Here is a 21,269-nt window from a genome sequence, read left to right as displayed (position 1 = left end):
GTCGCAGGGGAGCGAAAATCACGTTGTCTCACGACGCGCTTCTGATGGTCAATGGCAGACCATCCCGGTCCGGGGTATGCTCTCATGCCGGCTACGAAGCCAGACTAGAGTGCTCTGCCTTCGTCACCGATCGCTTCTACAAGCATTGCTAATGTAATGCGGAGTTGCCTTTTTGTCTATTCTTTAAAAGTCGCTGCTTAGCCGCACCGCGCTGTGGTTTTTGAAAAATCCGACGCAAATAAATGATATGAATTGAAAAATGAATGGTGGGCGATGACGGACTCGAACCGCCGACATCTTCGGTGTAAACGAAGCGCTCTACCAACTGAGCTAATCGCCCCCGCGACCCGCTGGGGTGGGGCTGATCTAGAGTGATTGGCCTGAAAAGGCAAGTGCCTTTGCCCGCCTTTTCGATTTTTCCCCAAGCGGTGAAAAAGCAGGCCGAACTCGATCTGCCCAGCCGCATTCCAATCAGCTCGCCGACAGCACGACGATGTAATCCTCGGTCGAGAATGTCAGTTTTGCTGCTTTCGCGGGGTTGATCACCACACCGCCGAGCTTACGGCCGCCGTCTTCCGCGCCCTTGCGGCGGTAGCCGAGCGCCACTTCGCCGCGCTTCACCGCTGCCATGGTGACGGTATAGAAATCCAGCGGCTTGTCGAGCACGACATAATCGCTGGCCGGGCGCAGGTAGATTTCCGAGCCTTCCTCGTCGAGCAGGCTGCCGAAGATCCGCGCCATATATTCATTCTCGGCTGCCTGGGCGAGCATCAGGCTGACCAGCTTGTTGCTGACGACGAAATCGTCGGCCCGGCTGACTTCGGCCAACTCGCGGTTTCTCACATCGATCATTTCACTGACCACGCTGGCGTGCTGGCCGGCTTCCTCGGCGATCTTGCGCAGATGCAGCAGCGTCACCAGCGTGCGGGTGTCGGCGGGCTGCGCCGCCATATGCTCGGTATAGCCCAGCACGAGGATGTGGTCGTAGGAGAGGGGATGCAGCCCGCGCAGCAATTCGCGGTCCGAAGAACTGCCCGCATGCACCTCGAGCGCCAGATTGCCCTTGGCGAGCGCGATCGCGCCGGCCGCTTGCTCGAAGCCGTCGTTGTCGGCGACCACGGTCAACGTCGATCCCGGAGCAACGAAGCGGTCGAGCTCTGCGGCGATGAGAGGCGCCCGCCGGTTCCAGCCCAGCATCAGCGTCCGCTCGGGGCGAATCTCCTTCGGGGTGGCGCTGCGGATTAGCCCGCCATCCACCTTGCCGGTGAACTTCTTCATCAGGATCTTGTCGTCGTCCTCGGCAATCACGATCAGCTTTTCGCCCGCCTTGATCGTGCGATTGGCCTCGGGGTTGAGCTGCACCTCGTTATTGTTGTCGATGATGCCCATCAGTGTGCAGGCTTCATAGCAAAAGGCGGCAAAGGCAAAGCTCTTGCCGACCAGTTCCTTCTCCTCGATCGTGTAGATTTCCGAGCCGTCGAAATCGAGCAGTTCGGTATAGACGCCGGAGAGGCCGGGCTGGCGGCTGGAATGGACGACGATGCGCGAGATCAGGTCGTCGGCGAGCACCAGTTGTGCCTCTTCGCCGCCCACGGTGCGGGCGAGTTCGGCATTTTCGACACTGCGGATTTCCGCCGCGATCTGGTATTTCTTCTTGCGGCGGCCGGGCGCCTGGGTCAGCGCCAGGATCGTCTTGATGACACTGGAATCGGGGTCGTCCAGTTCCGGCGACAGGATGACGATCGAGCGCGACTGGTCGGGATTGACGATGGCGAGATCGTAGAGATCGGCGGGGTCGCCGCTGCGGCAGATCACCTTGGTGTTCTTGAGATCCGCGATCTTGGCGGATATCTCATCCTCCATCTCCACCTTGTCGCGGTTGGCCATGACAACGATGCGCGGCCGCTTGCGACTTTCATTGGCGATCACCAGTTCGGAAATGACGTCGAAAATTGATGCCGACCAGTTGAGAATGATGGTGTGATCCTTCTCAAGCACCAGCGAGCGCCCCTTGCGCAATTCGTCGAGCTTTGCTTCGATGCCGGAGCTTAGCAGACCGATAAGCGTGGAAACGACGAAGATGCCCGAGAGTGTGACAAGCAGCATCAGCCCGCGGAACACCCAGCCGGTGTCGCCACCCATCGTGCCCGAATCCAAGGTGCGCATCAGCGATTCCCACGTTGCTTCGGCAAAGCCGATCGGCTGGCCGTCATCCTGGGCGATTCCGCTGATGGTGATCACCGCGCCGAAGGCCAGGATGATGACCAGCGAAATCACGCCTAGCCATCCTATGAGCGCTGCCGTGCCGGCCGACATGGTCCGGTCGAACCAGTAGCGCAGGCGCGCACTGAGAGAGTGGCTCGATTTCATGCTGTTTCCCCTGGATTCGCGGCCAGAATCATTAGCCGGCTGAACTGGAAATAGAGTATTTTCTGCCCGTGAGAAACGCGGGATCTTCGTTTAGAGTGTTGAAAACAAGAATAGTTTGCGAATTTATGTGCTGAATGCCGGCTTAAACGACAAACGATATCAATCATATCGCACAACGCTGTTTAGTGTCCCTCTCAGGCGCCTGGCCGGCTTCTAAGACAAATTGACCTCTCGACTCATATTTTTGTGCGCCGCACCATTGATTCTTCGCACGGATTTGATAAACATACATGAACGTTTGTAAGTGACGCCGATTATTTTGCGTGCATGCACTTGCGATGCCGCGCTTTCCTCCCGAGATATGGCCCAGCCAATTTGCATGTGGAATTACCTATGAAAATCAATCGCTTTGTTTCCTTCGCCGCGTTCGCCGGCATTGTTGCACTCGCGGGTTGCTCGGAGGATAAGGCGCCGCAGAATGCTGCCGCGCCGGCTTTCCCGCCGACGGCTGTGGCCGTGATGACCACCAAGGCCGAGGCCTTGCCCATCATGAACGAACTGCCGGGTCGTATTGCGCCGACCCGTATCGCCGAAGTCCGGCCGCGCATCAGCGGCATCATCGTATCCCGCGTTTTCGAGCAGGGCGCGGTGGTCAAGAAGGGCGATCTCCTTTACCAGATCGATCCCGAGCCGTTTAAGGTCCAGGTGGCCAGTGCCGAGGCGACGCTTCGACGCGCCAAGGCAGTGCAGTTGCAAGCCAGTCAGGCGATCGACCGACAGCAGGAACTGAAGAAGGCCAACGTTACCAGTGCCCAGAACGTCGACAATGCGGTTGCCGAGCTTGCGACGGCAGATGCCGATGTGGCGTCCGCCGAAGCCGGTCTTTCCTCTGCTAAGCTCAATCTGCAATATGCGAGCGTGACTGCGCCGATCAGTGGCCGTATCGGCCGCGCGCTGATCACCGAAGGCGCGCTGGTCAGCGCCAATGGTTCGGAAAATCTCGCAACCATCCAGCAGCTTGATCCCGTCTATGCCGACTTCACCCAGCCTGCTGCCGACCTTATCCGCTTGCGCAAGGCGCTTGAGAGCGGTGGCGTCATTTCGACGCCGGGCGAGGCGCCTGTGAAGCTGCTGATGGACGACGGTACGCCGTATGCTCATCCGGGACGGCTGCTGTTCTCCGAAGCTGCGGTCGATGCGACGACCGGCCAGGTCATCCTGCGCGGCGAGTTCCCCAATCCGGACGGCGATCTGCTGCCTGGAATGTATGTTCGCGTCGAAATCGAGCAGGGCGTCGAGAAGAATGCCATTGCCGTGCCGCAGCAGGCCGTACAGCGCGATGCCTCGGGTCGGTCGCTTATCTACGTCGTGGGCAAGGATGATGTTGCTGAGCTTCGCCCCGTCGGTGCCGGCCGCGTCATCGGCGAGCGTTGGGTGATCGCTTCCGGCCTCAAGGAAGGCGAGAAGGTTATCGTCGAAGGCTTCCAGAAGATCCGGCCGGGCGCCAAGGTCGCGCCTGCCGACTGGAAACCGGCTGCCGTGGCGGAAAAGCCTGCCGATCAGTCCTCAAGCACGAAGTGAGGACAAACAATGCCTAGTTTTTTCATTGATCGTCCGATCTTCGCCTGGGTTGTCGCCATTCTTATCATGGTCGCCGGCGCGATCGCATTGCCGATGCTGCCGATCTCGCAGTATCCCAAGGTCGCTCCGCCGCAGATCTCAGTCAACGCCACCTATCCCGGCGCCACGTCGGAAGAAATGTATCAGAGCGTCACGCGCCTCATCGAGGACGAGTTGAACGGCATCAACGGCCTGCTTTATTTCGAATCCACCTCGGATTCGTCGGGCGTCATCAGCATCACGGCGACTTTCGCGCCGGGCACCAATGCCGGCCAGGCCGCCGTCGATGTCCAGAACCGCGTTCGCCGAGTAGAGCCGCGCCTGCCAGACATCGTCACCCAGCAGGGTATTCAGGTCGAAGAGGCCGGTGCCGGCTTCCTGATGGTCGTCGCCCTGACCTCCGACGACGATTCGATGGATGCCATCGGCCTCGGCGACTATATGAGCCGCAACGTGCTGTCCGAAATCCGCCGCGTGCCGGGTGTCGGCCGCGCGCAGCTGTTTTCGACCGAACGGTCGATGCGCATCTGGCTCGATCCGGACAAGATGGTGGGCCTTAACCTCACGGCGAATGATGTCACTGCGGCGATCCAGACGCAGAACGCGCAGATTGCAGCCGGTCGCATCGGCGCGCAGCCCAACCCGATCACCCAGGAAATCAGTGCCAGCGTCCTCGTCAAGGGCCAGTTGGGGACGCCGGAGGAATTCGGCTCGATCATCCTGCGCGCCAATCCGGATGGTTCGACGGTCCGCCTGCGCGACGTTGCGCGGATCGAAATCGGTGGCCAGTCCTATAACTTCTCGGCTCGCCTCGACGGCAAGCCTGCCGCTGCCATCGGCGTCCAGCTTTCGCCGACCGCCAACGCCATGGCGACGTCGGAAGCTGTGCAGGCACGCATGACCGAGCTTTCGAAGATCTTTCCGCCCGGCGTCAAGTACGTCATTCCCTATGACACCAGCCCGTTCGTGAAGATCTCGATCGAGAAGGTCATGCACACGCTTCTTGAAGCCGTGGCGCTGGTCTTCATCGTCATGTTCCTGTTCCTGCAGAACTTCCGCTACACGCTCATCCCGACCATCGTCGTGCCGATTGCGCTGCTCGGGACCTGCGCGGTCATGTTGGCGACCGGGTTTTCGATCAATGTGCTCACCATGTTCGCCATGGTGCTGGCGATCGGTATCCTCGTCGACGACGCGATCATCGTCGTCGAAAATGTCGAGCGCATCATGTCGGAAGAAGGACTGACGCCGAAGGAAGCCACCCGCAAGGCCATGAAGCAGATCACCAGTGCCGTTATCGGTATCACGCTGGTGCTCTGCGCGGTGTTCATCCCGATGGCTTTCTTCCCCGGCGCCGTGGGCGTCATCTACCGCCAGTTCAGCTTGACCATGGTCGTCTCGATCCTGTTCTCCGCACTTCTGGCTCTGTCGCTGACTCCGGCGCTTTGCGCGACCTTCCTCAAGCAGATCCCCAAGGGTGACCATGCCAGCAAGCGTGGCCCCTTCGGCTGGTTCAACAAGGGCTTCGACAAGACGTCACATGGCTACAGCTGGTTCGTCGGCGGCCTCGTGCGTCGCACGGGCCGGTTCATGATCGTCTATGGCGCACTGCTGGTCGGTCTCGGCTGGCTGTTCATCCAGCTGCCGTCGTCATTCTTGCCGAACGAGGACCAGGGTTTCGTGATCGTCAACGTCCAGACGCCCACCGAAGCTGCGGCCAATCGCACCAACAGCGTTATCGAGCAGATCGAGGGCATCTTCAAGAAGGAGCCGGCGGTCAATCGCGTCATCGCCATCAAGGGCTTCAGCTTCAACGGCACCGGCGATAATGCCGGATTGGCCTTCGTTTCGCTCAAGGATTGGAGCGAGCGCGACGCCGCCAACTCGGCCGAGGCGATTGCCGGTCGCGCCTCCATGCAGATGTGGGGTGGTATCAAGGACGCGATCAGCTTCGCACTCTCGCCGCCGGCCATCCAGGGCCTCGGCACGACCAACGGCTTCTCCTTCCGTCTGCAGGACAGGGCAGGGCTGGGATCGGCGGCGCTTGCCGCCGCTCGCGACCAGCTTCTCGGCATGGCGTCGCAAAGCCCAATTCTGCAGGGGATCCGCGTTGAAGGCATGCCGGAAGCGGCACAGGTTGACCTGGTGATCGATCGCGAGAAGGCCAATACGTTCGGCGTCTCGTTTGCCGATATCAATGCCACGATCGCGACCAATCTCGGTTCGTCCTACGTCAATGACTTCCCTAATGCGGGCCGCCTGCAGCGTGTGACGGTTCAGGCCGACGAGAGCAAGCGCATGCAGACCGCTGACCTCCTGAAGCTCAATGTCCGCAACTCGAATGGCGGCATGGTGCCGATCTCGGCCTTTGCCACCATCAAATGGTCCATCGGGCCGTCGCAGACCGTAGGCTATAACGGCTATCCGTCGGTTCGTATCGGTGGCGAGGCCAAGCCCGGCTACTCCTCGGGCGATGCCATCACCGAAATGGAACGGCTTGCCGGCCAGCTTCCTCCAGGCTTCGGCTTTGAATGGACGGGGCAGTCGTTGCAGGAAATCCAGTCCGGTACGCAGGCGCCGATCCTGATCGGGCTATCGTGCCTCTTGGTGTTCCTGGTGCTGGCGGCGCTCTATGAGAGCTGGTCGATCCCCATCGCCGTCATGATGGTCGTGCCGCTCGGCGTCATCGGCTCGGTGCTTGCCGTGACGATGCGCGACATGTCCAACGACGTCTACTTCAAGGTCGGCCTGATCGCGATTATCGGGCTGTCGGCGAAGAACGCCATCCTGATCATCGAGTTCGCCAAGGACCTGCACAAGGAAGGTATGGGCCTGCTCGAAGCGACGGTGCAGGCGGCGCATCTGCGCTTCAGGCCGATCCTGATGACCTCGCTCGCCTTCACGCTCGGCGTGCTGCCGTTGGCAATCGCGACTGGCGCTAGTGCCGGCAGCCAGCGTGCTATCGGCACGGGTGTCATGGGCGGCATGATCACGGCGACGTTGCTGGCGATTTTCTTCGTGCCGATCTTCTTCGTCTTCGTCACCAAGCTTGTGACGCGCAGGAAGAAGGACGATGCTGCGCCGATAGCGCCCGCTGTGCCTGAAGCCGAGCCGGCTACTGCACTGGCAGCATCGGCGGAATGAAATACGACAAGACTGGATGCGCCGCTCGCGGCGCATCCTCCTCGCAAACGGGGCCAAGAGGGAGGAGGCAACGGTATGCGCAGAACCAAGGCTGAGGCCGCCGAAACGCGGGCCAACATCATCGCAGCTGCTGAACGGTTGTTCTACGACAAGGGCATTCCCGAGACGACGCTTGAGGACATTGCCCGCGAGGCCGGCGTCACGCGCGGCGCTATCTACTGGCATTTCACCAACAAAAGCGAGGTCCTGCTCGTCCTGCAGGAATGCGTGCCGCTGCCGCAGGAGGACATGTTCCTCCAGGAGCTGCAGTCAAATCCCCCCGATCCACTCGCCTTGATCGAACGAACCAGCCTCGAATGGCTCGACCTGATTTCGCACGACGAGCGCCGGCAGCGCATTTATTCGATCCTGCTTCGATGCGACTATAGTCCAGAAATGGCCGGTATCCTGGAACGCCAGCGTGAGGCGGATGATGTTCATTGCGACGCATTGATCAAGGCGTTCCAGCACGCCAGCGCCAACGGCCAACTGTCGGATCGCTGGACGCCGGAGACGGCTGCCCGGACGTTCATGTGGATGGTGAAGGGCCTCTACGGCGACTGGCTGCGCTTCGGCATGCAGTTCGATCTGGCGGCCGAAGGTCGCCAGAGCTTGTCGCGACTTTTCACCTGCTTCCGGGCGACAGCGAAGGTCTAGAATGCTGCCCGGTTGCCCCAAAGCGCCGAATATCGAGGCGACCTAATTGACGCATAGATACAAAAAAACCGGCGGAATTTCCGCCGGTTTTGTCTTCTGCGATTAGCAAGCATAGAGCCGAGGATTGGCCGATCAGAAGCCCGAGCCGCCCAGCAGTTCGTTGCGAACCGTGCCATAGGCAATCTTGAGATCGAGCATCAGGGAGTAATTCTCGATGTAGTAGAGGTCGCAGGCGATTCGGGCGCGAGACTTGGCCGAGGTGTCGGTCGGGCCGCGCAGCCCGCGCATCTGGGCCAGACCGGTGATGCCGGGGCGCATGTGATGACGCTGATGATAGTGCGGCACCAGCTCTTCGTATTGGACGCCAGCCGCCTTCATGCCGATGGCATGGCAGCGCGGGCCGACAAGCGACATATCGCCCTTCAGCACATTGATCAGCTGCGGCAGTTCGTCGAGATTTGACGAGCGCAAGAACGCGCCGAGTCGGGTAACGCGAGGATCGTTCTTCACCGTTTGCTGGACGCCCGTGGCATCGCCGAGATCGGCGCGCATGGAGCGGAACTTGTAGATGTTGATCCGATTGCAGTCCTTGCCCCAGCGTACCTGGCGGAAGAACACCGGCCCCTTGCTTTCCCAGCGGATCGCGATTGCTACCACCGCGAACAGTGGCAGCAGTATCAGCAGCGCTGTGCCGGAAACCACTATGTCGATGAGGCGCTTGGCTGCCAGCTGTATGGAAATGTCGCTGACGGCATCAGCATGGTCAAAGCCCCGGAGGCTTGTGTTCTTCTCGAAGGCCGCTGCATCGAGCCGCATTCCAAGAGTCGTACCGAGAGTTTCGTTCGAGCTCATCGCTTCGCACCATTTTCGGTTGATCTGCAGATGCGATTTTATATCGCACTTGCGAGAAAAGTCGAGCCTCGATTTAGTATTTTATTCACCATGCATTATTTAGGTAAATATTGATCGGATTAGATGCCATTTGCACGAAATGAGGCAAATAGTGCGTACAAATTATGCAATTTTGTCACAGGAGGGCGCGCAAGCCACGCAGATAGAATTAAATTCTAACCGCGCTCACCGCAATGTCGGTGGTGATTCTGACTATTTTTGGGTGGGATTGTGAAAAGCCCGCATTTCGCAGATGCGAGATGATGGTATGTTTCCACCATTGCCTGCTGACGGCAAACACGCGCTACGACTGCAAAAAGGCCGGGATATCGAGATATCACGACCTTTGCGACGTTGATGTGACAGTGCTTCGCTGCGACTTATATATGATACCAGACGCGGGGATTGCCGGAGGACTGGATCATGTTCCAGGTCAGCCCCGACCGATGCCAGTTGCGGACTGCATTCGTCATGTTGTCGAGCACCATGTCACCCTTGGAGGTGCGGACGATCAGCACAAGATGGCCTTCGCCCCATGAGGTGTGTGCGACAGCAAGTCGCAGTGCCGATGCAGGCCAGCCCTGGCTGATCAAGGCATGGCGTTTGGTGATTGCATAGTCCTCGCAGTCGCCCGACTTTGGGGCGAGGGACCATTCGTCACCACCGATTGCACCGGCGGCGTCGTTCTGCGGGTTGATCTGATAGTTGATGCGCCGGTTGACTTCCATCAGTTCGCGCTTCTTCTCACGGGTGAGGTCGACGCTGTTGGGGCCGCTGGAGCCAGCGCATTCCGATGGCGAGCGCGTGCAGAACAGCACATGCGCGAAGGGCTCGATCGAACGGCTCTTCTCCTTGATGAACAGTGCCTCGACATTTCGCTCGGAATCACGCGTCGCACCACCCAGACCAAACGAATAGGCCGGGCCTGTCGAAATGATCGGCAGGAGCATCATGGCGGCTGCCACAGTCTTCGCAATCTTGTTCATCAGACAAATCCCCGCTCTGTGCGTCTTGTCCGCGGGGCGTTTGTCAACTCGACCAGGATCCCGCGCTTGAGGAGACCCTAGCGAAGGGGGGTTCGAATAAGCTGAAATGAACCGATAAAGTTTTATCGAAATGGCGGATTTGTACCAAATCCATGATGCCAGGCTCGTCAGCTCAGCGAGCCTGTGCGAGCTCAGCGAGCCCGGCGAGAGCTCAGCGAGCTTGTGCGAGCTCAGCGAGGCTGCGCGCTTTCAGTTTTCGCGGCTGATGTGGCGGAGGATACCGACGCGCGCACTGCCGTGCGGCCGGCTGCGGCAACGACGGAGGCGCCCATCAACGCTGCGAAGATCGCGGCCACGGCCGGAACCTGGATGGAAAAATCGATGCTGTTGTGCAGGATCTGGATCAGCAAAACTCCGAGGCCCGCAGCAGGAATCCAGCGGTATTGCCGACGCGAACGGATACCGTGGATCAGATAGAAAAACAGCGTCACGACCACGACGCTGGCGAAAATCACGAAGGGCAGGCCGAGCGTGATCCAGCCCTCGAGATAAAAATCATGGGCGCGGGTCAGTACGCCTTCCAGCCCGCAGGATGGATCGCGATAGGCAGGAAAGACATAGCGGAAGCTGCCGAAGCCCGTGCCGGTCAGCCAGTTGTCCCGGACCATCTGCAGGATGCCGGGCATGAAGCAGAAGCGCATATCATTGCTTCCCTGCACCTGGGCCCGCATCACCACCTGGCCGGAAAATGCGGCGCCGATCACGAGAATTGCAACGAGCACGACCGCGACCCGGAGCATCTTTGTCGATGTCGGCGTGCGCCGCCTTGCAAAACCGGCGGCGATCCGCTTCGAACTGTGTTGGCTGCCGTAATAGGCAAGAATGACAGACAGAATGATCACGCCGAAAACGCCGGCAGCAACGCCGGCGCGTGATTTCGTCAACATCAACGCGACAAGCAGCAGCGCAGCACCAGTGGCATAGAAAATGCCTCGGCGCGCATCGGCTGGTTTGGTCATGCTGGGTGCGCCGATCAGGAAGCGCGTCAACTGTCGCAAGCCGGCATTCTGGATGGAATGAAAGGCAAGTCCGGACGCAAACACCAGCAGCATGGCAAGGTAGGTTGCCGCGGTATTGGAATTGACAAACACCACCGTCAGGCTCTTGAGGTAGAAGTACTTGCGCTCGAACAGCAGCATGTCGGGAAAGAACTCGAACTGTATCAGCCCGATCAAGGCCAGCAGGAAGCCGGGAATCACGACCGCCTTGACCAGCCACAGGCTCCTGTCGTCTCCCTGAAACAGGAAAATCACCGTCACGAAGGTCGCAAAGGGCATCATCGTTGACATCAGTCCCTGCCACGTATCGCCGGGGGCCACCGAGATTGATTTCACCATCGGTCCCAGCAGCCGTTCGGCATCACCCCAGATGGGGTTGGCGAGCGGATTGCCCGCAAAGCCGGTCGCCTGGATCACCATCCACAGAGCCAGCGCTGCGGCGACCGCGACTGCGATACCACCCGCGGCCCGCGCGGCCGTCGGCGATGGAGAGATGACGGCTGCCGCCGCGGCGATAACGAAAAAGACCGTTGCGGCCAGATGCAGCGGCAGATAGTTCACCGAACCGGTGGGAATGAGGACAAGAAACAGCATGGCGACAAACAGCCATCGCAGCACTCTTGCGGCCTGCGCCAAAAAATTACCGGATGCCGGTTTGCCGTCTATCTGCATGAAACTGTGTTCTTAATTCGTGCCCCGCAAGCGGCATATCCGACTTTCAGGCAAAGGAGAAGCCGGCAGTTGGAAGGCTTTTCACTTTAGGTGCTACAATATTTGCCAGCAACGCGATTGACGTAACTTTCGCCTGCCAGTCTGTCGTTGCCAACCGTTTGGTGATGTGCTTGATGAAGTGACATTTGTGAGGTCTGCCGAGGCAATGCTGGATTTGATCCGACGATTTTGGGCCGCGCCGCCCACTCCTATCCAAAAGCGCCCGCGGATCACCATACCTGAGGAGCGCGTGGCGGATATCTACGCGATCGGCGATATCCACGGCCGACTCGACCTGCTGCAATCGGTGGAGAGCCGCATCGTCTTGCATGGCGCTCGACGCCAGCGTCCGGCGATCGTCATGTGCCTCGGCGACTATATCGATCGCGGCCCTCAATCGCGGCAAGTGCTGGATCATCTGATCAAGCCGTTGCCGGCACCCTTCTACCGCATCTGCGTCTGCGGCAATCACGACGACATCTTCCTGTCGTTCCTGCAGGACGATGCCTTCGATCCGCTGTGGCTGGAATTCGGCGGTGACAAGACGCTCGAATCCTACGGAATTGATTCGTCCTACCTGCTCAAGATGGATCCGAGCGGCCGCGACCTGAAAAGCATCGCGCGGCAGACGATACCGGAAGCCCATGTCGAGTTTCTTCAAAAACTGCCGATCGCGGTGTCGATCGGCAAAAACCTCTTCGTTCATGCCGGCATCGTTCCCGGCAAGCCGCTTTACGAACAGTCCGATTCCGACCTCATGTGGATCAGGGAGCCGTTTCTCAGCGAAGGGCCACTTCAGGATATCACGGTCGTGCATGGCCATACGCCGGCCAGCGATTTCCAGTATGGACCCAACCGCGTTGGAATCGATACCGGAGCTTTTGTTTCCGGGCGTCTCAAAGCGCTTTACATCGGCCCAAACGGCATGGCCGAGATCTGAAAATTTGCACGGGCTTAACTCGGGAATTCATCCCGGAGGGAATTTGCCTGGCGGCGCAAAGGCACGTGGATTTTTAGCGGCGACCTGCCTATAGGTCTTGGCAACGATACCGAGGATTCCTTCATGAAGATTGCCATCGCCGGAACCGGCTATGTTGGCCTCTCCAATGCACTGCTGCTTGCCCAGAACAATGAAGTTGTTGCCTTCGACATTCTCGACGAAAAGATCGAAATGCTCAATCGTCGACAATCGCCTATCATCGATCCGGAGATCGACGATTTCCTCGCCAACAAGGCGCTGAATTTTCGCGCCAGCCTCGATCGGGCGGACGCCTATGGCGGCGCCAGCTTCGTCATCATTGCGACGCCGACCAATTACGACCCGCTGACCAACTATTTTGATACGAGTTCGGTGGAATCGGTCATTCGCGACGTCACCGAGATCAATCCGGATGCGGTGATGATCATCAAGTCGACGATCCCCGTCGGCTTCACCGAACGGGCTCGCGAACTCTACAAGACCGACAAGGTCATCTTCTCGCCGGAATTCCTGCGCGAGGGCAAAGCGCTCTACGACAACCTCTATCCCTCGCGCATTGTCGTGGGCGACCAGTCGGAACGTGGCGAGCGCTTCGCAGCGCTGCTGACGCAAGGGGCGATCAAGAAGGATATCCCGACACTGCTGACCGGATCGAGCGAGGCTGAGGCGATCAAGCTGTTTGCCAACACCTTCCTCGCGATGCGGGTCGCTTACTTCAACGAACTCGACACCTATGCGATGATCCATGGCCTTGACACGCGCCAGATCATCGATGGCGTCGGCCTCGACCCGCGCATCGGCAGCCACTACAACAATCCATCCTTCGGCTATGGCGGCTATTGCCTGCCCAAGGACACCAAACAGCTCCTCGCCAACTACCAGGAAGTGCCCCAGAACCTGATCCGAGCCATCGTCGATGCCAACACCACACGCAAGGATTTCATTGCCGACGACATCATCCGCAAGAGACCGCGCACCGTCGGCGTCTTCCGGTTGACAATGAAGGCCGGCTCGGACAACTTTCGCGCCTCCTCGGTACAAGGCATCATGAAGCGTATCAGGGCCAAGGGCATAGACATCATCATCTACGAACCGAGCTACAAGGAAGCCGAATTCTTCCGCTCGCGCGTCGAGGAGGATCTGGACACGTTCAAGCAGATGGCCGACATCATCGTCGCCAACCGGCTGACGTCGGAACTGCTCGATGTGAAGCACAAGGTCTATACGCGTGACCTGTTCGGTGTCGACTAAGCGATAAGAGTTGTGCAGCGCGCCGCAATGGCAGCAGTGTACGGCGCTTGGCGCTGTTGACGGCATGCGCATTTTCGTGGAAAACGCTGCGCAAATCTCATTACCGGAACCAGGAATTCATGCCCAAACTTGTCATCGTCGATTTTGACGGCACGCGCCACGAAATGGAAGCGTCCGCTGGCTCCACAGTTATGGAGAACGCAGTTCGTCATTCCATCAGCGGCATCGTTGCCGAATGCGGCGGCGCCTGCGCTTGTGCCACCTGTCATGTCTATGTCGACGAAAAATTCGCCGACAAGGCTGGCAAGCCGGATCCGATGGAAGAAGACATGCTGGATTTCGCCTATGACGTTCGGCCGACGTCGCGACTCTCCTGTCAGATCAAGATGACCAATGACCTCGATGGCCTGGTCGTTCACGTGCCTGAAAAGCAGGGCTGACGATCCCGGAGCGTCTAGGCTCCCCTTTGCCGTCTCGGCATAAAAAAAGCCTCGCTCTCTTTCGATGAAGCGAGGCTAGATAGACGCATTGTCAACAGGCGAGGGAGGAGAACACCTGTGGCCACTCATATGCGCCTAGGGAAACCACCAACAAACACATCAAACGTTCAACCCGTTACATTTCCGTCATCTGCATCCGTTACTTGAACCGTAGTTTAGCAAACTCGCAAGTGCAATGAGTAGTTTTCACCCGTTAATTAACAGGAATCGCCGATAGCCTCGCGCAAGGCTGGCGTTGCAGACGGCAAAATCCGGTGAAATGACGATGCAAAGCGCGTCGGTTCAGAGCTTCCCGGATTCGATCCGGTACTTTAGCAGCCGAATCATCCGCCGCTGGAAATTAGCGGCCTCGACTCGGTCGAAACGCTGCTGATCCTTGTCATGCGCGACCATGGCCTTCTCGGAGAGTTTGTTCACCTTGGCCTTGAGCGTTGCGCAGTCTCCCGCGGCAGGCAAGGCCAGGATCGCCTGCTCGAGCGAGCGGGCATGATTACGGGCGATCTCGGCGTGGCGTTCTTCGTGCCGCTTGATGTCGGCAGACAGCGTATCCCAGATCAGAGCAAGGTCGCTGCCGGCCTTGCGCCGGTTGACCCAACGCGGCAGCATCAGCTTGGTCGAAAGCGTCACCTTGGCGCCACCGATGCGACAGGAATTGCCTTCGGCGACGAATTTGGCCGATCCCTTGAATTTGATCTGCGTGGCGCCCGGGTGCCGGCGGCCGGTCACCGACGAAATCGGACCAAGCCGTGCCATGTTGCGGTCGATCTCGGCCGCCGTCCTGCCGCCGATGCTGAAATAGGTAGTCTTTTTGAGGATGATCGTCTCGGCTAAGGCTGGTCCGGCGGTCCCGACGAGGAAAAGGCTGGTAAGCAGAACTGCAGTCTTGGTAAGGCGACCGACGCCGATAGATGTCATCTGTTCCTCCGGAAACGATACAGTCAGCATGGGACATTGTCTGATGTCGTGCAATATGCAATCTGCACAAAAACGAATCCGAGCCGGAGCAGTCGCATGTCATCGCCTTTCGACCCAACGCAATGGACACTCGCCCATGGGCGGGTGCTGTGTCTGGGTCCCAGGGCGATCCTGATGGCGATCATCAATGTCACGCCCGACTCCTTCTCCGACGGCGGCGTCAATGCGGAGACAGATCGCGCTGTCGAAAACGCCCTGAAGGCCATCGAAGCGGGTGCCGAAATCATCGACATCGGCGGCGAATCCACCCGGCCGGGTGCTGCCGAAGTCACGGCAGCGCAAGAACAGGCAAGGGTATTGCCGGTCATATCGGCGCTCGCCGCCCGATCGGACGTGCTGATCTCGATAGATACCTATCGCGCCGAGACTGCGCGCCGGGCAATCGCAGCCGGCGCCCATATCATCAACGACGTGCACGGCCTTCAGCGTGAACCGGCAATCGCCGGCGTTGCGGCCGAAACCGGGGCGGGGCTGGTCATCATGCATACCGGCCGCGGCCGGCAGAAACTCCCCGATGTGATCGCTGACCAGCGGGCGTTTTTCGACGTTTCGCTTGAGATCGCCGCCAAGGCCGGGATCTCCCATGATCGCATTCTGCTCGACCCCGGATTCGGCTTCAACAAGGAAACGGCCGGCGAGAATCTGCAGTTGATGGCGCGCATGGAAGAACTCCTCGCGCTCGGCTATCCTCTGCTCGTCGGCACCTCGCGCAAGCGTTTTCTCGGCGGTGTCACGGGGCGCGATGCCGCCGACCGCGATGTTGCCACAGCCGCCACCAGCGCCCTGCTTCGAAAGGCGGGCGCGGCGGTTTTTCGTGTTCACGATGTCGCTTTCAACAGGGATGCGCTTCTCGTGACAGATGCTATGCTGAATGCCGGCTCGACAGTCGGCTCGAACCACGGCAAGGACCCACGCCCATGAACGGAACCTACATCATCACCCTTGCCAACTGTGCGTTCTTCGCCCGCCATGGCGTCATGGACGAGGAGGAAGTGCTCGGACAGCGCTTCTTCGTCGATGCGGAGTTGGAAGTGCAGCCCGCTGGTCCGCTCGAGCACGATGCGCTCGAGTCCACGGTCGACTATGGCGTTGCTTTCAAGGTGATCGAGAAGATCGTCACTGGCCGCCGCTATTTCCTGATCGAAGCGCTGGCAGTCGATATCGCCAAGTCGCTGGAGTCGCAGTTCCCGCAAATCGTCCGCGCCAAGATTACCCTGCGCAAGCCGAACGCACCGGTCGCCGGTGTGCTCGACTATGTCCAGGTCAGTGTCGAGCACCATGCCGGCGCTTGATCTCCGGCGTACTGCCTATCTCGGTCTCGGCGGAAATATCGGCGATCCGGTGGCTGCCATGGCCGAGGCCCTGCGTGCTTTCGACGCCCGGCCGGACTGTTCTGTAGTGGCGGTCTCCCGGCTCTATCGCACGCCGCCTTGGGGAAAGACTGACCAGGACTGGTTCTTCAATGCGGCCGCGGCGATCGAAACCACGCTTGAACCGCATGCCCTTCTCGATCTCTGTCTGGAGATCGAGCGTTCGATGAAGCGCGTCCGTATCGAGCGCTGGGGACCGCGCACGATCGATCTCGATGTTCTGGCCTACGATGATGTCACACTATCCGATGACCGCCTGACGCTTCCGCATCCGCGCATGAAGGATCGCGCCTTCGTGCTGATGCCGCTTGTCGATCTCAACCCCAATCTGCGGGTCGAAGGTCGCGCGGCCGAAGTCTGGCTTCAGGACGCGGACAACAGCGGTATAGAGGTTGCAGACAGCGACCCGACCTGGTGGTCAAGAACCTGACGCTTGCAACGGCAGCGTATCGATCTTGCCGTCCTTCCAGCGATAGCCCAGCCGTTCCGCCATTGGCTTGTGCTTGGCCCAGACTGCGCGTTGCTCGGCTTTCGACAGCAATTCCAGCCCGTGCCAAGGGCGGCCCTTCCAGAAGAAGCGCTCGGCGCGGCCTGGCCGCTCATTGAAGCCGAAGCGCTCCTCGCGCTTTTTGAGCTCGCCGAATGCTGCCTTGTCCATCGCCGCCTCTATCCGAGCAGCGTCGGTGATGCCGAACAATTCGCTGGCGACGATGGGAAACACGGCTTCCGGCTGGAAGAACATGTCCTCGTAGCGAAGCAGCATCAGCGGCATGTCGCGCTGGGCAATCCAGCTTCGGTTGAACGACGACCAGTCGCCGAGCGGCGTTTCGAAATTGGCCGTGCTGTTGCGCGCCATCGCCGCCTTGGGATTGTTGATCATGTCGATCGCGGTGGCCACGCCGACGCCGAAATGATTGGTCAGCGAGGCGCAGACATCGATCGGATTACGCACGACGAGAATCGCACGCAATGCCGCGTCGACAGCAAACAGCACTTCGCCATCCGCGCCTGCATAGCGGCTGTGGGTCTTGCAGAAGATGCGCTGGTTGCCAGCCTTTTCCGAAAGCTTGCGCTGGAACGGCAGACGCCAGGCGTTTGTCCCTTCTGTGGGCGGAGGCGTCTCGCCGGCAAAGGCTGTCGCAAACGTGTTACGCGCGTTGCACTGGGTGGAGAAATTCGCAAAGCTGCCGTTTTCACCGATGACTTCAAGGCCGATCAAGGCGCTGATGAAGGCGCGTAGCCAGGTGTTTCCGGATTTGGGGTAGCTCGCAAGCCAGATGATGTTCTTCATTGCCGATCCAAGGAGCGCCCCGCCATCTCCCGCTCTACGGAAGGGCAAGCAGCAGCATCAATTGTGCCCGATTCGAGAGATTCAGAAATGACAAAGCCGGGCATTGCCCGGCCATATCTAGGAAAACAAACTGTCTCTAGGCTTACTTGATCGAGCCGCTTACTTGATAGAGCCGACTGCGATCTCGTCTTCCTCGCGGTTCAGCGACATGCCGATAACCGGAATCATCTGGTCCTCGACCTTCACGGAAATCGTCACGGTCATGGTGTTCTCGCCTTGCAGGCGGGCAATCATAGCGCCACTGAGCTTGGCGCGGGTGATGCCGACGACCATTTTCTGGCCCGAAACATTGCCCGAGACGATGTCGAGACCCTTGCCTGCGGCGCCGTCAAGGAACTGGCCCTTATAGGTGCGGCCCGCAGATTTGATCACGGCCTTCATCGGCTGCTTGAAGATGCCGACTCGGCAAAAACCATCGAGCGTGATGCCGTTCTCAGCTTCTTCGGCAGTGCCCGTCAGACTGCAGGTGAACTTCGTGCCCTTGTATTTGCCGGCGACGATTTCGCCCGGACCCTTCCATTCCCCGGCGACGCCGCGGAAAAAGGCCTTGTCCCGGCTGCCCGCCTGAGCAGGCGTCACGGCGGCAATAAATGCCACGCCAATGGCGGCGAGCCAAAGAGCTGTCGGTTTCAGAAGCGAAAACATAAAGCTTCCTTTCGGGTAAGCGCGAAGATTCTTTCGTCGCAGTCTTGGCCGAGAATGGTTAATGGAGAGTTTCTCTTAAACACAATTAACCGCTTCGAGCAACGCCCCGCCGCTTGAGAATGTTACTGAATTTCTATCAGGATAGCTAGAATGCTAGCGATGTCGCAGGAGCGTGCCACTTTTGCCACGCTATGCGTTCGGGCCTTTGCTTGACGTGCCGGTGAGATCGCCGATGAAATCGCTGACACCCGGCCGTCGCACGGCCTTGAAGGGTAGGGGACGCAGGAGGTCCATGGCCGCAATGCCGATGCGCGCCGTCATCAGCCCGTTGATCACGCCTTCTCCCAGCCGCGCAGAGACCTTCGAGGCCAATCCATGCCCGAGAACTTGCTGGACGATGCCGTCACCGATGGCGATCGACCCGGTTACTGCGAGGTGGGCGATCACATCCCCAAACAACCGGATCATGCCGAGCCGCCCCGGCCGCGTGCCGTAGGTCTCGGCGACGGCGCGGATCAGCCGTGCTGCCTCGTAGAGCACATAGCCGAGATCGACGAGCGCACGCGGGCTGACGGCGGTGACGATCGAAACGCGCTTGGAAGCGGCCATCACCAGCAGGCGCGCCCGACGGTCGACAGGCTCCAGCAGCTCAAGTTCGGCAAGCCGCAACAGGCCTTCGGAATCGATGATCTCGTCCTTCGTAGCGGCAAGCCGTGCTCGCCCGTTGGCTGTTTCCGGGTTGGATGCCATCATCCCAACCAGCTTGTCGACCACCGACCGCGCATGTGCCGGGCGCCTGTCGAGGGCCGCAAGTTCCGCCTCGTGCTTAAGCGCCTGCACCGAGGCAAGACGTCGCAAGCCGATGAGTTCGCGGCCGACCATGGCGATCACTGCCAGCACGGCGACCGCGGTGGCGCCGATCGCCGCATAGCCCAGCCAGTCGGCGCGGGAATAGAGATCACGGATCAGTCCGTCGATCCACAGGCCGAGTGCCGCCGACAGCAGCAGACCGAAGGCGCTCGCAAACAGCCCGAACCACGGAAACCGCCGTTTGCGGGGAACGGCGACGTCGTTCAGCCCGGCACCCTCGATGCCAAGAAACGGATCATCCTCTTCAGGTGTCAATACGATATCCGTGCCGAAGGACGTGGGCTTTCTGGACGTGGTCTTGGTCGAGTGCCGGTGCTCGGGCTCGAAGGAAAAAGCCTGCGGCTTGCGGCCTGATTTTCCCATGTCGTCGGTCATGCGAGCCGGTCTCCGATCAGGAACTGCAGCGCCCGGTCCAGTCTGATATGCGGCAGTGACAATTTTATGCCGCCGCCGGTATCTACAAGCTCCGGCGGCCGGAAGCGGACGATGTTGATGGTCGGCGGAGCGTCGTTTGGCTTCCTGATCGCCTTATCCGGGAAATAGACATCGGGATTGTCGGGCAGGTCGCCGGGGAAGACGGCCGTCTTGCGCTTGCCGTCAAACATCTCGCCGGCGATCTCCTCGCCCTTGATTGGCGTGCCGACGATGACAGGCAGCGTCTCGCCATCGCGCGTCACGGTGGCCTCGCGTGTCGCGCGGACCGAGGCAAGCGCCAGCACTTCTATACCGGCGCCCGAACGACCAATATTGGCGATGGCCCGATCAACCAACCGCCTTGTGATCGCTTCCAGCCGGTCGTGGCTCTCGTGGTGCAGGTGGTCGGCCTTGGTCGCCGCCACCAGCACCTTGTCGATCCTTCGGGTGAAGAAGGACGACAGGAACGAATTGGTGCCGGGGCGAAAGGAGCTCAGTACATCGCCGATTGCGCTTTCGAGATCGGCCAGCGCTTCCGGCCCGCGATTGATGGCCTGCAGCGTATCGACCAGTACGATCTGGCGATCGAGGCGGGCGAAATGCTCGCGGAAAAAGGGCTTCACGACATGTGTCTTGTAGGCCTCGTAGCGCCGCTCCATCATCGCATGAAAGCTGCCCTTGGCCGGCTTGCTGTCCGGAAATTGGAGGAGTGGTGCGAAGGTGAGCGCCGGCGAGCCCTCGAGATCGCCCGGCATCAGGAACCGACCGGGCGCCAGTGCCGAGAAGGAATGCTCATCGGCCTTGCAGGCCTTGAGATACTCGGTAAAGGCGGCTGCGAGCTCCTTGGCGCGCATTTCGTCGGCTGGTGTCGTCGGGTCGATGGCTGCTGCGAGCTTCATCCAGTCGCTGGCGAGCTTGGCGCGAGCACCCTGGGATGCCAGCTGCGCTGCCTTTTCGGAAAAGGCTTGGAAATCCTGTTCGAGCAGCGGCAGGTCCATCAGCCATTCGCCGGGATAGTCGACGATATCGATCGACAGCTTGCCGGGCGAGAACAGCCGCGTCCAGGCGCTGGCGCTCTCGAATTCGATCGTCAGCCTGAGCTCCGAGATCGCCCGCGTCGAATCCGGCCACAGCCGGTCGCCGATCAGGGCGCGGATGTGATCCTCGTATTGAAAGCGCGGCACGGCGTCGTCCGGCTGCTCCTCAAGCCGCACTGAACGGATTCGTCCCGACCGGCGGGCCTCAAACAGTGGCAGCCGCCCCTCATTGAGCAGATTGTGGATCAGGGCCGAGATGAATACCGTCTTGCCCGCACGGGAAAGGCCGGTAACGCCGAGCCGGATCGATGGATTGAGGATATTCGTGGCGCGATCGGCGAGATTTTCCAGCGCGATCATGGCTTCATCGGCGATATTGGTCGGGGCTGAGGCCAAAATGT

At 59.8% G+C, this 21,269-nt stretch carries 18 protein-coding genes and 1 tRNA gene; 9 read left to right on the top strand and 10 right to left on the bottom strand.

The window, feature by feature from the left end; all coding sequences use genetic code 11:
* Positions 1-264: 264 nt before the first annotated feature.
* Both ACXHRN_RS13190 and ACXHRN_RS13185 read right to left on the bottom strand, forming a co-directional pair.
* Positions 265-340, bottom strand: a tRNA-Val gene (locus ACXHRN_RS13190).
* A gap of 131 nt (positions 341-471) precedes the next feature.
* Positions 472-2,370: a CASTOR/POLLUX-related putative ion channel gene (locus ACXHRN_RS13185; protein WP_488641756.1), complete on the bottom strand. Its 1,899-nt coding sequence runs from the start codon at positions 2,368-2,370 to the stop codon at positions 472-474.
* A 393-nt stretch (positions 2,371-2,763) separates the two neighbouring features.
* Between ACXHRN_RS13185 and ACXHRN_RS13180 the strand changes: the two genes are divergently transcribed.
* The 3 genes from ACXHRN_RS13180 to ACXHRN_RS13170 all read left to right on the top strand — a co-directional run bounded on the left by ACXHRN_RS13180 (position 2,764) and on the right by ACXHRN_RS13170 (position 7,830).
* A complete protein-coding gene (locus ACXHRN_RS13180; RefSeq protein WP_488641755.1) occupies positions 2,764-3,951 on the top strand; it encodes an efflux RND transporter periplasmic adaptor subunit in 1,188 nt (395 codons plus the stop codon).
* Between the two features lie 9 nt (positions 3,952-3,960).
* Positions 3,961-7,134, top strand: a complete 3,174-nt coding sequence (locus ACXHRN_RS13175) for a multidrug efflux RND transporter permease subunit (protein WP_488641754.1) — start codon at positions 3,961-3,963, stop codon at positions 7,132-7,134.
* Positions 7,135-7,209: 75 nt separating this feature from the next.
* The gene (locus tag ACXHRN_RS13170; RefSeq protein ID WP_488641753.1) at positions 7,210-7,830 is read left to right on the top strand and encodes a TetR family transcriptional regulator; all 621 of its coding nucleotides are present in this window, start codon (positions 7,210-7,212) and stop codon (positions 7,828-7,830) included.
* Between the two features lie 132 nt (positions 7,831-7,962).
* Here the strand turns inward: ACXHRN_RS13170 and ACXHRN_RS13165 are convergent, their stop codons facing one another.
* The 3 genes from ACXHRN_RS13165 to ACXHRN_RS13155 form a co-directional block, all read right to left on the bottom strand.
* Positions 7,963-8,646, bottom strand: coding sequence for a sugar transferase (locus ACXHRN_RS13165; protein ID WP_488641897.1), 684 nt, complete (start codon positions 8,644-8,646; stop codon positions 7,963-7,965).
* A 455-nt stretch (positions 8,647-9,101) separates the two neighbouring features.
* Positions 9,102-9,707: a transglutaminase-like cysteine peptidase gene (locus tag ACXHRN_RS13160; RefSeq protein ID WP_488641752.1), complete on the bottom strand. Its 606-nt coding sequence runs from the start codon at positions 9,705-9,707 to the stop codon at positions 9,102-9,104.
* 230 nt (positions 9,708-9,937) lie between these two features.
* Entirely contained in the window at positions 9,938-11,437 is a 1,500-nt protein-coding gene (locus ACXHRN_RS13155) for an O-antigen ligase family protein (protein ID WP_488641751.1), read from the bottom strand.
* A gap of 289 nt (positions 11,438-11,726) precedes the next feature.
* On the opposite strand from ACXHRN_RS13155, the gene ACXHRN_RS13150 reads away from it, so the two are divergent.
* The 3 genes from ACXHRN_RS13150 (at position 11,727) to ACXHRN_RS13140 (ending at position 14,146) form a co-directional block, all read left to right on the top strand.
* On the top strand, positions 11,727-12,416 hold the full coding sequence (locus tag ACXHRN_RS13150) for a metallophosphoesterase family protein (RefSeq protein WP_488641750.1): 690 nt from the start codon (positions 11,727-11,729) through the stop codon (positions 12,414-12,416).
* A 123-nt stretch (positions 12,417-12,539) separates the two neighbouring features.
* Complete coding sequence (locus ACXHRN_RS13145; RefSeq protein WP_488641749.1) at positions 12,540-13,706, top strand: nucleotide sugar dehydrogenase; 1,167 nt, start codon at positions 12,540-12,542, stop codon at positions 13,704-13,706.
* Between the two features lie 119 nt (positions 13,707-13,825).
* Positions 13,826-14,146, top strand: a complete 321-nt coding sequence (locus ACXHRN_RS13140) for a 2Fe-2S iron-sulfur cluster-binding protein (protein WP_488641748.1) — start codon at positions 13,826-13,828, stop codon at positions 14,144-14,146.
* A 342-nt stretch (positions 14,147-14,488) separates the two neighbouring features.
* Here the strand turns inward: ACXHRN_RS13140 and ACXHRN_RS13135 are convergent, their stop codons facing one another.
* Positions 14,489-15,121, bottom strand: a complete 633-nt coding sequence (locus ACXHRN_RS13135) for a DUF922 domain-containing Zn-dependent protease (protein WP_488641747.1) — start codon at positions 15,119-15,121, stop codon at positions 14,489-14,491.
* Between the two features lie 96 nt (positions 15,122-15,217).
* On the opposite strand from ACXHRN_RS13135, the gene folP reads away from it, so the two are divergent.
* From folP to folK, 3 genes are read left to right on the top strand one after another with little or no spacing between them, the layout of a single operon-like run.
* A complete protein-coding gene (gene folP, locus ACXHRN_RS13130; RefSeq protein WP_488641746.1) occupies positions 15,218-16,102 on the top strand; it encodes a dihydropteroate synthase in 885 nt (294 codons plus the stop codon).
* Complete coding sequence (gene folB / locus ACXHRN_RS13125) at positions 16,099-16,473, top strand: dihydroneopterin aldolase (RefSeq protein WP_488641745.1); 375 nt, start codon at positions 16,099-16,101, stop codon at positions 16,471-16,473. Before folP ends, folB begins: the two co-directional genes overlap by 4 nt.
* Positions 16,436-16,981 carry a 2-amino-4-hydroxy-6-hydroxymethyldihydropteridine diphosphokinase gene (gene folK, locus ACXHRN_RS13120; protein WP_488641744.1) on the top strand — a complete coding sequence of 182 codons (546 nt, stop codon included), beginning with the start codon at positions 16,436-16,438 and terminating at the stop codon, positions 16,979-16,981. Before folB ends, folK begins: the two co-directional genes overlap by 38 nt.
* Here folK and ACXHRN_RS13115 read toward each other — a convergent pair.
* From ACXHRN_RS13115 to ACXHRN_RS13100, 4 genes are all read right to left on the bottom strand, one after another.
* Positions 16,970-17,842, bottom strand: a complete 873-nt coding sequence (locus tag ACXHRN_RS13115) for a sulfotransferase domain-containing protein (protein WP_488641743.1) — start codon at positions 17,840-17,842, stop codon at positions 16,970-16,972. The genes folK and ACXHRN_RS13115 overlap by 12 nt on opposite strands.
* Before the next feature lie 159 nt (positions 17,843-18,001).
* A complete protein-coding gene (locus ACXHRN_RS13110; protein WP_488641742.1) occupies positions 18,002-18,547 on the bottom strand; it encodes a hypothetical protein in 546 nt (181 codons plus the stop codon).
* A gap of 189 nt (positions 18,548-18,736) precedes the next feature.
* Positions 18,737-19,792: a YcjF family protein gene (locus ACXHRN_RS13105; RefSeq protein WP_488641741.1), complete on the bottom strand. Its 1,056-nt coding sequence runs from the start codon at positions 19,790-19,792 to the stop codon at positions 18,737-18,739.
* Positions 19,789-21,228, bottom strand: coding sequence for a YcjX family GTP-binding protein (locus tag ACXHRN_RS13100; RefSeq protein ID WP_488641896.1), 1,440 nt, complete (start codon positions 21,226-21,228; stop codon positions 19,789-19,791). The genes ACXHRN_RS13105 and ACXHRN_RS13100 overlap by 4 nt, the downstream gene beginning before the upstream one ends.
* Positions 21,229-21,269 lie beyond the last annotated feature (41 nt).

The organism is Shinella sp. OV683, assembly GCF_057787725.1.
Note: the sequence above shows the minus strand (reverse complement) of the source record. Positions and strands in the feature narration are given on the sequence as shown.

Coding starts and splice junctions, on each gene's coding strand:
- ACXHRN_RS13185 (WP_488641756.1), bottom strand. CDS start 2,370: ATGAAATCGAGCCACTCTCTCAGTGCGCGCCTGCGCTACTGGTTCGAC.
- ACXHRN_RS13180 (WP_488641755.1), top strand. CDS start 2,764: ATGAAAATCAATCGCTTTGTTTCCTTCGCCGCGTTCGCCGGCATTGTT.
- ACXHRN_RS13175 (WP_488641754.1), top strand. CDS start 3,961: ATGCCTAGTTTTTTCATTGATCGTCCGATCTTCGCCTGGGTTGTCGCC.
- ACXHRN_RS13170 (WP_488641753.1), top strand. CDS start 7,210: ATGCGCAGAACCAAGGCTGAGGCCGCCGAAACGCGGGCCAACATCATC.
- ACXHRN_RS13165 (WP_488641897.1), bottom strand. CDS start 8,646: ATGCGGCTCGATGCAGCGGCCTTCGAGAAGAACACAAGCCTCCGGGGC.
- ACXHRN_RS13160 (WP_488641752.1), bottom strand. CDS start 9,707: ATGAACAAGATTGCGAAGACTGTGGCAGCCGCCATGATGCTCCTGCCG.
- ACXHRN_RS13155 (WP_488641751.1), bottom strand. CDS start 11,437: ATGCAGATAGACGGCAAACCGGCATCCGGTAATTTTTTGGCGCAGGCC.
- ACXHRN_RS13145 (WP_488641749.1), top strand. CDS start 12,540: ATGAAGATTGCCATCGCCGGAACCGGCTATGTTGGCCTCTCCAATGCA.
- ACXHRN_RS13140 (WP_488641748.1), top strand. CDS start 13,826: ATGCCCAAACTTGTCATCGTCGATTTTGACGGCACGCGCCACGAAATG.
- ACXHRN_RS13135 (WP_488641747.1), bottom strand. CDS start 15,121: ATGACATCTATCGGCGTCGGTCGCCTTACCAAGACTGCAGTTCTGCTT.
- folP (WP_488641746.1), top strand. CDS start 15,218: ATGTCATCGCCTTTCGACCCAACGCAATGGACACTCGCCCATGGGCGG.
- folB (WP_488641745.1), top strand. CDS start 16,099: ATGAACGGAACCTACATCATCACCCTTGCCAACTGTGCGTTCTTCGCC.
- folK (WP_488641744.1), top strand. CDS start 16,436: ATGTCCAGGTCAGTGTCGAGCACCATGCCGGCGCTTGATCTCCGGCGT.
- ACXHRN_RS13115 (WP_488641743.1), bottom strand. CDS start 17,842: ATGAAGAACATCATCTGGCTTGCGAGCTACCCCAAATCCGGAAACACC.
- ACXHRN_RS13110 (WP_488641742.1), bottom strand. CDS start 18,547: ATGTTTTCGCTTCTGAAACCGACAGCTCTTTGGCTCGCCGCCATTGGC.
- ACXHRN_RS13105 (WP_488641741.1), bottom strand. CDS start 19,792: ATGACCGACGACATGGGAAAATCAGGCCGCAAGCCGCAGGCTTTTTCC.
- ACXHRN_RS13100 (WP_488641896.1), bottom strand. CDS start 21,228: ATGATCGCGCTGGAAAATCTCGCCGATCGCGCCACGAATATCCTCAAT.